Source organism: Mesorhizobium sp. B2-4-18 (genome assembly GCF_006441385.1).
In the GTDB taxonomy this organism is placed as follows: Bacteria; Pseudomonadota; Alphaproteobacteria; order Rhizobiales; family Rhizobiaceae; genus Mesorhizobium; species Mesorhizobium australicum.
Map to the genome: position 1 here is coordinate 570,832 of NZ_VFUW01000002.1, position 14,397 is coordinate 585,228.

Here is a 14,397-nt window from a genome sequence, read left to right on the forward strand (position 1 = left end):
ACCCACGCAATCGAATGCACGCAAAGCGCGCATCTGGAACAAAACACACCTTATCGGTTTAAGGTCATTGTAGCCGTGCAGGCAAAGAGCCTGTTCCTTCCGCTTCACAGCGGTTTACCTCCAGCCCCTTCCGCTGCGCCACCCCCGCATGGCGGAAGGGGTTTCATTCCGTCAGACGGCGTCGTTTTCCCAGCGGTCGAGGAAAGCCTCGATCGGCATTGCCTGCATGTCGGGAACCGCCCTGGCGAGTTTCTCGACGGGCCAGTCCCACCAGGCGAGAGCTTCGATGCGTGTCGCTATTTCAGGGGCAAAGCGCTGCTTGAGCGGCTTCGCCGGCACGCCGGCAACGATCGTGTAGGACGGTACGTCCCGCGTCACCACCGCATTGGCGCCGACGACGGCGCCATTGCCGATGGCGATCCCAGGCAAGATGACCGCGCCATGGCCGATCCACACATCATGGCCGATGGTCACGGCCTTCGACCGCCGCCGCTCACGGAACGCGGCATCGACGCCCAGCCAGCGGAAATACTCGTTCGGCCGATAGCTGACCTTGTGCTGGGTCAGCCGCTCGATCGGATGCTCCAGCGCATTGATGCGGCTGTTGGCGGCGATCGAGCAGAATTTGCCGATCGTCGTGTAGATCGCCTCGGCATGGCGTTCGAAATAGGAGAAATCGCCGACGATGACCTCGCGCAGCACGACGCGTTCGCCGATCGCGGCGTAGCGGCCAAGCTTGCAGCCCTTCATCTCAGCGGTTGGATGAATGCGCGGCTCGGGATCTTTCGCAACGAGATCTTCAGAACGGTCCATGCCGGCGGCTTTACGTCAGAGCGATTGGTCCCGCAAGCGGCGCGAATCGTCAGTCGGAACGGACAGGGTAGAGTTCGACCCGCCTATTTCGGCTTGCCGTTACTCCACACCACATTCTGGCCATAGAGCGGCACCGTCGTAACCGACATCTTGGCCGAGCCGTTCTGGACTTGGCGTGAATGCGACAGATAGATCAGGGTCTCGTTGGCCTTGTCGTAGATGCGGTTCACCACCTGCTTCTTCCAGATCAGGCTGATGCCTTGCTTGAAAACCTCCTCGCCGCCTTCGCTCGTATCAATATTCCCGATGGTGATCGGACCGGTCTGACGGCAGGAGATCGAGGAATCGCTGGGATCCTCGAACCAGTTGCCCTTGTGCAAGCGGTCGATGACACTGCGATCGAAATAGGAAACGTGGCAGGTCACGCCCTCCACTTTCGGATCCTTGATCGCCTCGACGATGATGTCGTTGCCGATCCAGTCGACGCCGACCTTGCCAACTTCCTCGGCAATGGCGCTACCGGCGGCAAGCACGACACACGCGGCCAAGGCACCGCCGATCAGTTTTTGCCCAATCAAGCCTCGTCCGATAAATTCTGGCCCAGTCAATCCCGGCAAAGAATCCTCCTGCGGTTCGGGTTGCCGGGGTCTCAGGTGGGGCCAAGGCTGACACATTGCAAGCCGGAAGGTCGGATCAAACCGCAGGCATCCGCCATAGCCGGTTGCGTCAACGCGGCATCTTTGCGTGTACCCCGTCGAACCGCTAAGACTGTGGCCTACAACGGGTGCATGGTTCTGGCCGGCGCGCCGTGACATTACGGACGGACTTTTTTGATGATGCGTTCTATCCTGGTCGGCATTCTCATTCTGATGGCGGCCGGCATCGGCTGGCTGACTTTCGACTGGTATCGCGGTCACTATGGCGGCGAACCGTTCGGCGCGCCCTTTACCCTGGTCGACCAGAAAGGCGCACCGATCACCGAAGCCGCTTTCCGGGGCCAGCCCAGCGTCGTCTTTTTCGGCTTCACCCACTGCCCCGAAGTTTGCCCGACCACGCTGTTCGAACTCTCCGGCTGGCTGAAGACGCTCGGCGACGACGGCAAGAACCTGCATGCCTATTTCGTCTCGGTCGATCCGGAGCGCGATACGCCGCCGGTGATGGACGCCTATGTCAGCAATTTCTCCGACCGCATCACCGGCATTACCGGCGATCCGGACAAGGTCCATGCCATGGCCAAGGCGTTCGGCATCTATTGGAAGAAGGTCGATACCGGCGACGGCGACTACACCATGGACCACACCGCCTCGGTGCTGCTGCTCAACGCCAAGGGCGACTTCGCGGGCACGATCGCCTATGGCGAGAATGCCAGCACCGCCGTGGAGAAGCTGAAGCGCCTCGCCGCGAAGGGCTGACAAGAATTCACATGACCCAGACGCGGCTCCATTTCACCACCGGAAAGATCGAGGCCGAGCGCATCTTCGCGGCGCTCGAAACGGCCTTCGAGGATGAGGGCCTGCCGATCGCCGTGCTGGAGGTCGATGAAGACGCCGACATTCACGAGGTCTCGCTCTACGCCGATGGCGACGTCGAAGCGGTCGAGGCGCGGCTGAAGGATGTTCTCGCAAGCCTGGCTTTGTCGAGACCGGTCGAGCGCGAGGCGTTGCCCGACATCGACTGGGTGGCACGGTCCCTGGAAGGGTTGAAGCCGGTGCGCGCCGGCCGTTTCTTCGTCCACGGCGCGCATGACAGCAGGAAGCGTCACAGCGGCGAACTCGCCATCGAGATCGAAGCGGGCCTTGCCTTCGGCACCGGCCACCACGGCACCACCGCAGGCTGCCTCGAAATGCTGGAGAAAGTCGTGCGGCGCGAGCACCCGCGCAACGCGCTCGACCTCGGTACCGGCAGTGCGGTGCTGGCGATCGCCGTCGCCAAGCTGGCACATATTCCGGTGCTGGCCACCGACATCGATCCGGTCGCGGTCAAGGTTGCCGCCGCCAATGCGCGTCTGAATCACGTCAAAGGCCTGATCGAGACGGTGACCGCGCCTGGCTTTCACCACCCGATCTTTGCCAGGCGCGCGCCCTTCGACCTCATCGTCGCCAACATATTGGCGCGGCCGCTGATGCGGCTGGCACCGCAAATGGCAGGGCATGTCACGCTTGGCGGCTCGATCGTGCTGTCAGGCATTCTCGACCGCCAGCGCGACGCTGTGATCTCGGCCTATGTCGGCCAGAATTTCCGCCATGTCAGTACGTTGCACCGCGAAGGCTGGGTGACGATCCATCTCAAGCATTGAGGCCGGCAAGGCGGTTGCCGGCCCTCAACGGTCCCGGTTGCTGGACTTCGATGCGTGTCGGCAAGAGAATGCCGCCGCCCCTTCATCCATGGCTGGACCAGCCTCATTTGGTTGTCACCCGGCGGACGCTGTAGCAGTTTGCACCAGCCGGAAATCGATTCCGCTTTCCAGGCCCATAGGTTACGGTCGCGCTGATATCAGGAGGCCCATCATGTTCCAGAGCTTCGATTCCGCGGGCGACCCGGCGGTCGGCAAGCCGCGCGTGGCATTGCTGCGCCAGTGGCTGACCGCGAACGGCCTCGACGGCTTCGTCGTTCCGCGCGCTGACGAGCACCAGGGCGAATACGTCGCCGATCGGTCGGCACGGCTGAAATGGCTGACCGGCTTCAGCGGCTCGGCCGGCGTCGCCATCGTGCTGCGCGACCGTGCCTTCGTCTTTGTCGACGGGCGCTACACGCTGCAGGTGCGCAATGAGGTCGATCTCGGCATCTTTTCGATCGAAAGCCTGGTCGACAATCCGCCCGCCGTCTGGCTCAAGGACAACATCGGCAAGGGGGCGCGGCTGGGCTTCGATCCCTGGCTGCACACCATCGGCGAGGTCAAGGCGCTGCAGGCCTCCGCCGACAAGACCGGCGCGGTGCTGGTGCCGCTCGACAGGAACCCGATCGACATCATCTGGAAGGATCAGCCCGCCGCACCCGTGACCCCGATCGAGCTTCATCCGATCGGCTTTGCCGGCGAACTCGCCAAGGACAAGCTGGCGCGGCTGGCGACGGCGATCGGCAAGGACGGCGCCACCCATGCGGTGCTGACCGACCCATCATCCATCGCCTGGGCCTTCAACATCCGTGGCGGTGACGTGCCGCACACGCCGCTGGCGCTCGGCTTCGCCATACTCGCCGCCGATGGGTCGCACCAGCTTTTCATGGATCGGCGCAAGTTCTCGCGCCAGGTGGCGGCCTACCTCACCCAGCTCGCCGATCCGCATGAGCCCGGCGAATTCGAAGCGGCGATCGCCGCACTTGCGAAAAGCGGCGCGAAAATCGCGCTCGATCCGGTGCTGGCCGCCGACCGGCTGCGCATGCTGGTCGAGGACAATGGCGGCACGGTGATTGCCGCGCCCGACCCTGCCCGCATTCCGCGCGCCACCAAGAACCAGGCCGAGATCAACGGCTCGCGCGCCGCGCATCGCCGCGACGGCGCGGCGGTGGCCAAGCTGTTGTGCTGGCTGGAGCGCCAGAAACCCGGCTCACTCGACGAAATCGCGGTTGTCACCAGGCTCGAAGAAACCCGCCGGCAGACCGGCGAGGAAACGCAGATGCCGCTGCGCGACGTCTCTTTCGACACCATTTCGGGCGCCGGCCCGAACGGCGCCATCATGCATTACCGCGTCTCGCGCGCCACCAGCCGCAAGCTCCAGGCCGGTGAGCTGTTCCTGCTCGATTCCGGCGCGCAATACCAGGACGGCACGACAGACATCACCCGCACCGTGCCGATCGGCCAGCCGACCGAAGAGATGCGCGAGCGCTTCACGCTGGTGCTGAAAGGCATGATCGGCATTTCCACGCTGCGCTTCCCCGCCGGCACGCGCGGCTCGGAGATCGACGCCGTCGCCCGCATGGCGCTGTGGAGGCATGGCTGCGACTTCGCCCATGGCACCGGCCACGGTGTCGGCTCATACCTGGCCGTCCATGAGGGTCCGCAGCGCATCGCCCGCACCGGCACCGAAAAGCTGCTCGAAGGCATGATGCTGTCGAACGAGCCCGGCTACTACAAGGAAGGCGCCTACGGCATCCGCATCGAGAACCTCATCCTGGTGACGCCGGCCGAACAGATCGAGGGCGGCGACATCGCCATGCACGGTTTCGAGACGCTGACGCTGGCCCCGATCGACGTCAGGCTGGTGCGATCGGATCTGCTGACGCGAGACGAATTGCACTGGCTCGACTCTTACCACGCCCGCGTGCTGGCCGAGATCGGTCCGATGCTCGACGGCGAAACGCTGGCCTGGCTGGAAAAGGCGACGGCGCCGCTGCCGCACGACGCGAAGATTTGATTTTCTGAAGCGCTGAAGGGCGTGTCGAGGTTCAGGCCAGGCCGGTTCGAAAACGGTTGATACGGAGAACCGGATTGGAGCACCCGAAGCGCAGGTGTCGGCCGCCTGCGGGCCGGAATCACCTGGATATCGATACGCCCTACCCGACGAACTGCCGCGCTACGATCAACACCGCCGCGCCCGCCAGAAACATCACCATCAGCCCGCCACGCAGCGCCACCAGCGCGGAGACGACCAGCGCTGCCCACTCCGCCGGGCCTGCGCCGAGCGCCGCCGGCGCCACCAGCGTCGTCAGCACCGCCGCAGGCACGGCGTTGAGCCCGGCCTCGACCCGCGGATGGATGTGATCGAAACGCGAGATGACCAGATGCCCGCCAATACGGGTGAGATAGGTGGCGATGGCGCCGGCGATGATGATCCAGAAGGTCGTGCTCATGGCCTTGTCTCCACACCGCTGTGATGCGGCGGCAGGACGACGGCGAGCAACACACCGGCGATGGCGCCGATCGAAACGTGCCAGGGCGAACCCACTGTCTTGTAGGCGATGATCGAGGCGCAGGCACTGGCGACGACCACCGGCAGCCACAGCGGCCGCTTGCGGAAGCCCATCACCAGGCCAAGGAAATAGATCGGCAGCAGGAAATCGATGCCCAGGGCATGGGGATCGGGAATGAGCTTTCCAAACAGCGCGCCGAGCGCGCTTTCGATGGTCCAGAATACATAGACCGGCAGCCCAAGTCCCAGATACCAGGCAAAGCCGACGGTCTGGCCCGACTGGGCCCTGGCCTCGGCGACGGCGAATTGCGGATCGGTGAGGATGAAGAAACCGAGCGCCTGCTGCACCCCGGACCAGTGCGCGATGCGCCGGCCAATGCCGGCGGAATAGAGCACGTGGCGGAAATTGACGGCGAAGATCGACAGCACGATCAGCCACGGCGCGACATGCTGGCCGAACAGTTCTATGCCGACCATCTGGCTGGCGCCGCCGAAGATCAGCGCGCTCATCAGGAAGGCTTCGAAAACGGAAAAGCCGTTGTCGACGGCGATCGCGCCGAACAGCAGCCCGAATGGCGCCGCCGCCACCACGACCGGCATGGAGAGCCGTACGCCTTGCCAGAAATCGCTTTTCGCGCCGTTCTCGGAAATTGCTTGCGCCGACATGTCTCTCCCCGATCAGAGGGCTGATGTAGGAAGCACTGCCCGGCTTGTCACACGAATTCGCTTGAGCCAAACGATCAGCGGAAATGATCCCTGTTAGGATTCACGCGATATCCTATTGTCGCCCGGCAGGCATTTGGCAGAAATACACGAGGGGGATTCTAATGATTGCTTATGATTTCACCGGCAGGCACGCAGTCGTCACCGGGGCCGGTGGCGGCATGGGCGAGGCGATCACGCTGGCGTTGCTCGATGCCGGCGCGTCGGTCACCGCCATCGACGTCAAGCCACGCCCGACAGCGCTCGCCGCCTATGACGACCGGCTGACCTTCGCCCAGGGCGACCTCACCGACGCCGGCTTTGTTGAACGGACCATCGGCGCTGCGGGCCGCGAACGCGGCGGTATCGACTATCTCGCCAATGTCGCAGGCGTGCTCTGGTTCGGCCGCGACAAGTCGGCTCTCGAGATGGACCTCGACGTCTGGGACCAGGTCTTCAACATCAACCTGAAATCCTTCGTGCACACGGCGCGCGCGGTTGTTCCGCAAATGCGCGCAGGCGGGCGTGGCGGCGCCATGGTGCATTTCTCGACCATCCAGTGGTATCGCGGCGATCCGAAGCCACAGGATGCCTACCAAGCGTCGAAGGCCGGCGTCTGCGCGCTGTCGAAGTCGCTCGCCATGCAGTTGGCCGGCGAGCGCATCCGCTCCAACGCCATCTGCCCGGGCATGGCGCTGACGCCGCTGCAGGCGCGTTGGGACACCGAGGAGAAGCGCGCCGCCGTCGCCGACTACACACCGCTGGGCCGCATCGGCACACCGCAGGACATGGCCAATGCGGCGCTCTTCCTGCTTTCCGATGCGGCAAGCTACATCACCGGAATAGAGCTGGCCGTCGATGGGGGTCTCCTGATGCGGATGTAGCCCGCCCTGTCCAACGGATCGGAAAACTAACCGGTCACCTTGCCCTGGATCGCCCTGCCCCAGTCGAGCAGCGGCTTGGCGCGCAATGTAAAATCGACAAGCTCGTCGACCAGCGCCGGCGCGTGAATTTCGGTCGGATCGATGACACGCTGGACGACGAAATGCCGGTTGCGCACGGCCTCCGCGAGATCGGCGTCCGCGATCTGCTCAAAACCGCGCGGCGCCCGCTTCATGCGGCCTTCGGTTTCGAATTCAAGGCCGTTTTTCTTCAACGTTGAAAGCAGCTTGCGGAATTCGCCGGGCCGATCGGTGATCGCCTTGCGCATCGCCAGCAAGAGCGGCGGCTCAGGGTTCCACCAGGCCACGTCGGCAAAGCAGCGCTCGAGCCCGATATGCACGTAGAAGACGCCCAGGCCTGTCTTGCTGCCGTCTGGTGACAGAATGGCCGAAACATGCCTGTTGTAGGGACGTTTGTCCTTGGCAAAGCGGACGTCGCGATTGATGCGGAACAGCGATTTCTTGCGGTCGCCGCGCAGACCAAGCCCCGCCGTTGCGAAACGCTCCGTAAGGACCTCGACCAGATCGCCGATCGGCCCATGCAGATCGCTGTCGAAAAGCGCGCGGTTCTCCGCAAACCATTCGCGGCTCTGGTGGAAATCCAGCGCCTTGAAGAACGGCATGGCTTTCGGACCAAAACCTTTGAACGTTCCGTCGGTCACGACTTGCCGACCCGCTGCAGCCAGGTGTCCTCGTCGATGACCTCGACGCCGAGTTCGCTGGCAAGCTTGAGTTTGGAGCCCGCACCCGGTCCCGCCACCAAAAGATCGGTCTTGGCCGAAACCGAACCGGCCACCTTGGCGCCGAGACGTTCGGCCATCGCCTTGGCTTCGGAACGGGTCATCTTTTCCAGCGAACCGGTAAAGACAATCGTCTTGCCGGCAACTTCGCTGTCGGCCGAGACGGTGACGATATAGGGCTTCGGCTTGACCTGTTGCAGCAACTTCTCGAGCACCTCGTCATTGCGCTCGTTGCCGAAGAAATCGCGCAGCGCATCGATCACCGTATCGCCAATGCCGTTGATCGACGGGAAGACCGAATGCGGATCCTCCGCCGCCGCCGTCTCCTTGCCGACCCGGATCAGCTCCTCGATGGTCGAGAATGTTCGCGCAAGCACGGCGGCCGTCGTCTCGCCTATATGGCGGATGCCGAGCGCGAAGATGAAGCGGTCGAGCTCCGGCTCGCGGCGCGAATCGATGGCCGCGAACAATTTGTCGAGGCCTTCGTAATTGCGGTCCTCGACGCTGCGCACATTCTTGCGGGTCTTGCCGGATGCGGCCTCGCGTTGCCTGGCCTGCTCCTCGCGCCGCTCGGCCAGCGCCTTGGTCACGGCGGGGCGGCGCTCCCTGAGCGTGAAGATGTCGGCGGCTGTCTTGATCAAACCCGCATTGAAAAACGTGTCGATGTTCTCCGCGCCCAGGCCTTCGATATCCAGGGCGCCGCGCGACACGAAGTGGCGCAGCCCCTCCACGGCCTGCGCCGGGCAGATCAGTTCGCCCGTGCAGCGGCGGCGCGAATCCTCCTTGCCGGTCTTCTCGTTGATCTCGCGCGTCGCCGGCGAGCCGCAGATCGGGCAAGAGTGCGGGAATTCGTACGGCACGGCATCGGGCGGACGCTTGTCGATGACGACGCTGACGATCTGCGGGATGACGTCCCCTGCCCGCTGGATCACCACCGTGTCGCCGATGCGCACGTCGATGCCGTCGCGGATCGGCTGGCCGGTGCTGTCCAGGCCCTTGATATAATCTTCATTGTGCAGCGTGACGTTCTCCACCACCACGCCGCCGACCGTCACCGGCGCAAGCCGCGCGACCGGCGCCAGCGTGCCGGTTCGGCCGACCTGGATGTCGATCCTCTGCACGGTCGTCATCGCCTGTTCGGCCGGGAATTTGTGCGCGACGGCCCAGCGCGGCTCACCGGTGACGAAACCCCAGCGGCGCTGCAGCTCCAGCTGGTCGACCTTGTAGACGACCCCGTCTATGTCATAGCCGAGCGACGAGCGTTGCTCCTCGATCAGGTGATAATGCGCGACCAGTTCCTCGACCGATTTCGCCCGCACCATCAGCGGACTGATCTTGAAGCCCCAATCGGCGAATTTCTGCACCGCTTCGTACTGCGTTGGTGCCGGATCCGCCGTCGTGTAACCCCACGCGTAGGCAAAGAATTTGAGGTTGCGGCTGGCGGTGACGGATGGATCCTTCTGGCGCAGCGACCCGGCCGCCGTGTTGCGCGGATTGACGTAATCCTGGCCCCCCACAGCCGCCGAGCGCGCCTTGAGCGCCTCGAATTCGGCATAGGTCATATAGACCTCGCCGCGGATCTCGATGGTCTCGGGCCAGCCTGAACCCTTCAGCTTGGCGGGAATGTCGGCGATGGTCCTGAGGTTGGCGGTGATGTCCTCGCCGACAGCGCCGTCGCCGCGCGTCGCGCCTTGCACGAACACGCCCTTTTCGTAACGCAGCGAAGCCGACAGCCCGTCGATCTTCGGTTCGGCGGTGAAGGCAATGTCGAGGTCCTTGTCGCGGTCGAAGAAGCGCCGGCCGCGCTCGATGAAATCGGTGACGTCGGCGTCGGTATAGGCCTTGGCGAGGCTGAGCATCGGCACGGCATGGCGCACCTTGGTGAAGCCTTCCGCCGGGGCGGCACCCACCCTGAGCGAGGGCGAATCCTCACGCACCAGCCCGGGAAAGCGCTCCTCGATGGCAAGATTGCGCCGCCGCAGCGCGTCATACTCGGCGTCCGTGATCGTGGGCGCGTCCTCGGCATGGTAGCGCCGGTCGTGACCGGCGATCTCCTCGGCAAGGCGCTGGAGTTCGGCTTCAGCCTCGCTTTCGCTGAGCGAATCGACAGGTTTTTCGGCCATGCTTTTTGTCCCTGAACGGTGGCGCGCCACAATAGAGCATGATCTTGAAAGGTGGGAACCGGTTTTCGGAAAAGATCATTCCTGAACAGCAGGATGGAGCCATATCCTGACTCGCCCCATGACGCCTGATCGTCTCATGACGCCGGATCGTCTCATGCCGCGTTTGTATTCTCGCGCAGCAGCCGCTCGGCGGCGGCGCGCGCCTCGTCGGTGATCGTGGCGCCAGCCAGCATGCGGGCGATCTCCTCCTGCCGCGCCGTCCTGTCCATCTCGGCAATTCCGGTCGCGACACGGTCGGTGCTGCCCGATTTGGAGATCAGGAAATGTGTTGCCGCGCGCGCCGCCACTTGCGGCGCATGGGTGACGGAAAGCACCTGGACGCGCTTCGACAGCCGCGCCAGCCGCTGGCCGATGGCGTCGGCGACAGCGCCGCCCACCCCGGTGTCGATTTCGTCGAAAACCAATGTCGGCGCCGAGCCACGGTCGGCCAGCGCCACCTTTAACGCCAGGAGAAAGCGCGAAAGCTCGCCGCCGGAGGCAACCTTCATCATCGGCCCGGGCCGCGTGCCAGGATTGGTGCGCACCCAGAACTCGATCTGGTCGATGCCCTCTTCCATGCGCGCCTCGGCCTCGCTCTTCATCTCGACGATAAAGGCCGCGCGTTCGAGCTTCAGCGCCGGCAGTTCGGCCATCACCGCCTTGGTCAGACCGACCGCCGCGGCATGACGAAGCGAGGACAGCTGTGCGGCGGCGATGTCATAGGCTTCGCGCGCGGCGGCCGCCTGCTTTTCCAAGCCGTGCAGGCGTTCTTCGCCGGCGTCGAGATCGGCGAGATCGGCAACCATCGTGTCGCGCAGCTGCGCCAGGTCGTCGACGGCGACGCTGTGCTTGCGTGACGCCGCGCGCAGCGAAAACAGACGTTCCTCGGCTTTCTCCAGCCGCTGCGGATCATACTCCGTGGCACGAAGCGCGGCCTCGACGCCCGACTGCGCCGCGTCGAGAGACAGCATGGCTTCGTCCAGCGACTTCACCACGTCCTCGAGCAGGCCGGGCGCCTCCGTCGCCTTGCGCTGCAGCCGTCTCAGCAGGCTGGCCAGTTGCGGCAAGGGCGAGGACGGGCCCGACAGCACATCCTGCGCGTCGTGAATTTCGGAAGCGATCTTCTCGGCGCGCATCATGTGGGCACGCAGCTCGGCAAGTTCGGTTTCTTCGCCCGGCTGCGGATCGAGCTTGGTCAGTTCGGCAACCGCGGCGCGCAGATAGTCGGCTTCGCGCGCGGCGGCTTCCACCTTGGCGCGATGGCGCGTCAGCTCCTGCTGGGCGGCGCGCCAGTGCCGCCATGCCTCGCCGGTCGAGCGGACGGCGCCGAGATGGCCGCCGAAAGCATCGAGCACATCGCGATGCGCGCCGGGATCGACCAAGGCGCGCTCGTCATGCTGGCCGTGAATCTCGACCAGGGCGCGGCCGACATCGCGCATCAGCGTCACGGAGGACGGCTGGTCGTTGACGAACACACGGGTCCGGCCATCCGCCGTCTGCACGCGCCGCAGGATGACGTCGCCATCATCCTCGATGGCGTTTTCGGCGAGCAGCGCGCGCACCGGATGGTTGCGCGGAACATCGAACACGGCAATGACCTGGCCCTGGGACGCGCCGTGGCGCACCAGCGAGGCATCGCCGCGCGCGCCGAGCGCCAGCGACAAGGCATCGAGCAGGATGGACTTGCCGGCGCCGGTTTCGCCGGTCAGCACGGAAAGGCCCGGCTGGAAGTCGATGTCCAGCTTTTCGATCAGGACGATATCGCGGATCGACAGTCTGGAAAGCATGAGAAACCGGACCTATTGCATGCCGCCCAAAAGTGGACCCGGTTTCGGGATAACGACAGGCACGAAAAACAAAAGGATAAAGCGGCACCCGACAGTTGGAGTCGCAGCGCCGCACTATCTTTTTGTTTGAGCTTCGGATCAATCCGAAAAAGCGCGCTGCGCGCTTCGCTCGGAGGCTCCGCGGTCAGGCGCCGGTGATCAGCTTCCCGGCCTTGGATATCCACGACCCGGCATTTTCACGCGGCGCCAACCCGTTGCTCTGCAGCAGCTTGTAGGAATCCTTGTACCACGAACTGTCGGGATAGTTGGTACCGAGCACCGCGGCCGCCGTCTGGGCCTCCGAGGTCAAGCCCAACGCGTAATAGCTTTCGGTAAGGCGCGCGAGCGCTTCCTCGACATGGCGGGTGTTGGAATAGTTTTCGACCACGGTGCGGAAGCGTTTGACGGCGGCGATGTACTCGCGGCGCTCCAGATAATAGCGGCCGATCTGCATTTCCTTGCCCGCGAGCTGGTCGTTGGCGAAGCGGATCTTTTCCTTGGCATCGTCGACATATTCCGACGTCGGCCAGCGCGTCACCAGGTCCTGCATCGTCTGCAGGGTCTGGCGTGCTTCCTTCTGGTCCTGCGTCACATCCTTGATCTGGCGATAGTAGCTCAGACCAATGATATACTGGGCATAGGCCGCGTCATCCGTGGACGGATAGAGAGCCAGGTACCGCTTCGCCGACTGGATCGCATCGTCGTAGCTGCCCTTTCGATAGTCGGCGAACGCGCCCATCACCATCGATTTGCGGGCCCATTCCGAATAGGGGTGCTGGCGATCGACCGCGTCGAATTTCTTGCTTGCCTCATCCAGGCGGCCGGCGTTCAGATTGGCCAGGCCCTGATTGTAGAGAACGTCGGCCGGTTCGGTCTGGTCGACATAGGTCGACAGGTCGATGTCTTTTTCCGACGACATGCAAGCCGCCAGAAAGAGCGATGGAACAACCACCGAAAGCGCCAGGAAAACAGACCGCTGCGGCGCTTTCGATTGACCGACTCGCTTGAAGAACATGATTGGATTGCGCCCTTTCGGCGTTATTTTAATGCTCGTTGCATGCAGTTGTCCCAAAACTGGTCCCCACCTTTGAGCGACATGCACTAATCGACGGCAGCAGCCATAAACCATAACCGCCTTGCCCGGCAACGCTATGTCCAGCCAATCGCGCATTTTTGTGGCGGCGGACCGTGGCGTGAAAATCTACGCAATTTCGCCGATGGATGATGCATTCATGCAACACCCATACCGCCATGGAATCCGAAAAAGATTAAGAAAATCAGATCATCCAGGGCGCATAGAGAGGCGCATTGACGGCGTTCATCTCGGCGGCGCGACCACGCTCACGGCGTGTCGTCTCGACGATCTCGAAGGCGGTGCGGTCCGACAGCAGGCGCCGCAGTGCGGCGGCGTTCAGCCGATGGCCGCCGCGATAGGAGCGGAAACAACCGATGAAGCGCGCGCCGGCCAGCGCCAGGTCGCCCATGGCGTCGAGCGTCTTGTGGCGCACGAACTCATTGGGATAGCGCAGGCCGCCCATATTGATGACGCGGTTGTCGTCACCGATCACCAGGGAATTTTCCAGCGAGGATCCCAGAGCATAGCCGGCGGCCCACAGCCGCTCGACGTCCTTCATGAAGCCGAAGGTGCGGGCCCGCGCGATGTCGCGGCGGAAAATATCGGCGTTGATGTCCGATGCGAAGAGCTGACGGCCGATCGCCGGGCTTTCGAAATCGATCTCGACCTCGAAACGGGTGCCGTCATAGGGCCTGAACTCCGCCCAGGAGGCGCCGTTCTCGATGCGGACCGGCTTGACCACCCTGATATAGCGCCGCTTGACGGCCAGCGTCTCGATGCCGGCCTGGTCGATGGCTTCGACGAACGCCATGGCGCTGCCGTCGAGGATTGGAACCTCGTACCCGTCGATCTCGATGATGACATTGTCGATGCCGAGCCCGAACAGGGCGGCCATGATGTGCTCGACCGTGGCGATGTGCTCGCCCGAGGGATCGCCAAGCATGGTGCACAGGTCGGTGGCGCCGATTTCGGAAAACAGGGCGCGGAACTCACGGCCCTGCCCGTCTCCATTGAGGAGCGCGAACACGATGCCGGTATCGGCATCCGCGGGCAGGAAACTGATGGAAACTTCTTTGCCGCTGTGAACGCCGGTGCCTGTAAGCGACGCGCGCGTCTTCACTGTCGTCTGGTGGTCGTGCAAGACAATCCCCATGAGCCCGTAATGCCTAGGTCCGCTTCTCCAGCCCGAGGGCGCGGCTCTTGTAAAATCGGCAGGCAGGGCGACTTCCCCCGAATCCCGGCAAACCGACTATGGTAGGCAGCGAAGATAGTGTCCCGGCAGGGAGAGTCC

13 protein-coding genes are annotated in these 14,397 nt (G+C 63.8%); 4 read left to right on the forward strand and 9 right to left on the reverse strand.

Translation table 11 applies throughout. The annotated features are described in order from the left end of the window. Window positions 1-171: 171 nt before the first annotated feature. A complete protein-coding gene (locus tag FJ527_RS06325) occupies window positions 172-813 on the reverse strand; it encodes a DapH/DapD/GlmU-related protein (RefSeq protein ID WP_140822242.1) in 642 nt (213 codons plus the stop codon). A gap of 83 nt (window positions 814-896) precedes the next feature. Then, window positions 897-1,391: a CreA family protein gene (locus FJ527_RS06330; RefSeq protein ID WP_246677685.1), complete on the reverse strand. Its 495-nt coding sequence runs from the start codon at window positions 1,389-1,391 to the stop codon at window positions 897-899. A 255-nt stretch (window positions 1,392-1,646) separates the two neighbouring features. Here FJ527_RS06330 and FJ527_RS06335 point away from each other — a divergent pair, with 255 nt between their 5' ends. From FJ527_RS06335 to FJ527_RS06345, 3 genes are all read left to right on the forward strand, one after another. After that, on the forward strand, window positions 1,647-2,225 hold the full coding sequence (locus tag FJ527_RS06335) for an SCO family protein (protein ID WP_140615653.1): 579 nt from the start codon (window positions 1,647-1,649) through the stop codon (window positions 2,223-2,225). An 11-nt stretch (window positions 2,226-2,236) separates the two neighbouring features. Beyond that, the gene (locus FJ527_RS06340; RefSeq protein ID WP_140822244.1) at window positions 2,237-3,109 is read left to right on the forward strand and encodes a 50S ribosomal protein L11 methyltransferase; all 873 of its coding nucleotides are present in this window, start codon (window positions 2,237-2,239) and stop codon (window positions 3,107-3,109) included. Between the two features lie 211 nt (window positions 3,110-3,320). Continuing rightward, a complete protein-coding gene (locus FJ527_RS06345) occupies window positions 3,321-5,165 on the forward strand; it encodes an aminopeptidase P family protein (RefSeq protein ID WP_140822246.1) in 1,845 nt (614 codons plus the stop codon). A gap of 139 nt (window positions 5,166-5,304) precedes the next feature. Here the strand turns inward: FJ527_RS06345 and FJ527_RS06350 are convergent, their stop codons facing one another. Together FJ527_RS06350 and FJ527_RS06355 are read right to left on the reverse strand one after the other, a co-directional pair. Then, a complete protein-coding gene (locus FJ527_RS06350; protein ID WP_140822248.1) occupies window positions 5,305-5,601 on the reverse strand; it encodes an AzlD family protein in 297 nt (98 codons plus the stop codon). Beyond that, window positions 5,598-6,326, reverse strand: a complete 729-nt coding sequence (locus FJ527_RS06355; protein ID WP_140726132.1) for an AzlC family ABC transporter permease — start codon at window positions 6,324-6,326, stop codon at window positions 5,598-5,600. Before FJ527_RS06355 ends, FJ527_RS06350 begins: the two co-directional genes overlap by 4 nt. A gap of 161 nt (window positions 6,327-6,487) precedes the next feature. On the opposite strand from FJ527_RS06355, the gene FJ527_RS06360 reads away from it, so the two are divergent. Beyond that, entirely contained in the window at window positions 6,488-7,246 is a 759-nt protein-coding gene (locus FJ527_RS06360) for an SDR family oxidoreductase (protein ID WP_140615645.1), read from the forward strand. 26 nt (window positions 7,247-7,272) lie between these two features. Here the strand turns inward: FJ527_RS06360 and FJ527_RS06365 are convergent, their stop codons facing one another. From FJ527_RS06365 to lpxC, 5 genes are all read right to left on the reverse strand, one after another. Beyond that, window positions 7,273-7,965, reverse strand: coding sequence for a TIGR02453 family protein (locus tag FJ527_RS06365; RefSeq protein WP_246677686.1), 693 nt, complete (start codon window positions 7,963-7,965; stop codon window positions 7,273-7,275). Then, the gene (ligA, locus tag FJ527_RS06370) at window positions 7,962-10,166 is read right to left on the reverse strand and encodes an NAD-dependent DNA ligase LigA (protein WP_140615643.1); all 2,205 of its coding nucleotides are present in this window, start codon (window positions 10,164-10,166) and stop codon (window positions 7,962-7,964) included. The genes FJ527_RS06365 and ligA overlap by 4 nt, the downstream gene beginning before the upstream one ends. 152 nt (window positions 10,167-10,318) lie before the next feature. Beyond that, window positions 10,319-11,992, reverse strand: coding sequence for a DNA repair protein RecN (recN, locus tag FJ527_RS06375; protein ID WP_140714589.1), 1,674 nt, complete (start codon window positions 11,990-11,992; stop codon window positions 10,319-10,321). A gap of 184 nt (window positions 11,993-12,176) precedes the next feature. Then, the gene (locus FJ527_RS06380) at window positions 12,177-13,046 is read right to left on the reverse strand and encodes an outer membrane protein assembly factor BamD (protein ID WP_015317218.1); all 870 of its coding nucleotides are present in this window, start codon (window positions 13,044-13,046) and stop codon (window positions 12,177-12,179) included. Window positions 13,047-13,308: 262 nt separating this feature from the next. After that, on the reverse strand, window positions 13,309-14,259 hold the full coding sequence (lpxC, locus tag FJ527_RS06385; protein WP_015317217.1) for a UDP-3-O-acyl-N-acetylglucosamine deacetylase: 951 nt from the start codon (window positions 14,257-14,259) through the stop codon (window positions 13,309-13,311). Window positions 14,260-14,397: the final 138 nt, after the last annotated feature.

Bases quoted from the DNA above. Each gene is read 5' to 3' on its own strand.
- FJ527_RS06325 (WP_140822242.1), bottom strand. From the start codon at position 813: ATGGACCGTTCTGAAGATCTCGTTGCGAAAGATCCCGAGCCGCGCATT.
- FJ527_RS06335 (WP_140615653.1), top strand. From the start codon at position 1,647: ATGATGCGTTCTATCCTGGTCGGCATTCTCATTCTGATGGCGGCCGGC.
- FJ527_RS06340 (WP_140822244.1), top strand. From the start codon at position 2,237: ATGACCCAGACGCGGCTCCATTTCACCACCGGAAAGATCGAGGCCGAG.
- FJ527_RS06345 (WP_140822246.1), top strand. From the start codon at position 3,321: ATGTTCCAGAGCTTCGATTCCGCGGGCGACCCGGCGGTCGGCAAGCCG.
- FJ527_RS06350 (WP_140822248.1), bottom strand. From the start codon at position 5,601: ATGAGCACGACCTTCTGGATCATCATCGCCGGCGCCATCGCCACCTAT.
- FJ527_RS06355 (WP_140726132.1), bottom strand. From the start codon at position 6,326: ATGTCGGCGCAAGCAATTTCCGAGAACGGCGCGAAAAGCGATTTCTGG.
- FJ527_RS06360 (WP_140615645.1), top strand. From the start codon at position 6,488: ATGATTGCTTATGATTTCACCGGCAGGCACGCAGTCGTCACCGGGGCC.
- ligA (WP_140615643.1), bottom strand. From the start codon at position 10,166: ATGGCCGAAAAACCTGTCGATTCGCTCAGCGAAAGCGAGGCTGAAGCC.
- recN (WP_140714589.1), bottom strand. From the start codon at position 11,992: ATGCTTTCCAGACTGTCGATCCGCGATATCGTCCTGATCGAAAAGCTG.
- FJ527_RS06380 (WP_015317218.1), bottom strand. From the start codon at position 13,046: ATGTTCTTCAAGCGAGTCGGTCAATCGAAAGCGCCGCAGCGGTCTGTT.
- lpxC (WP_015317217.1), bottom strand. From the start codon at position 14,259: ATGGGGATTGTCTTGCACGACCACCAGACGACAGTGAAGACGCGCGCG.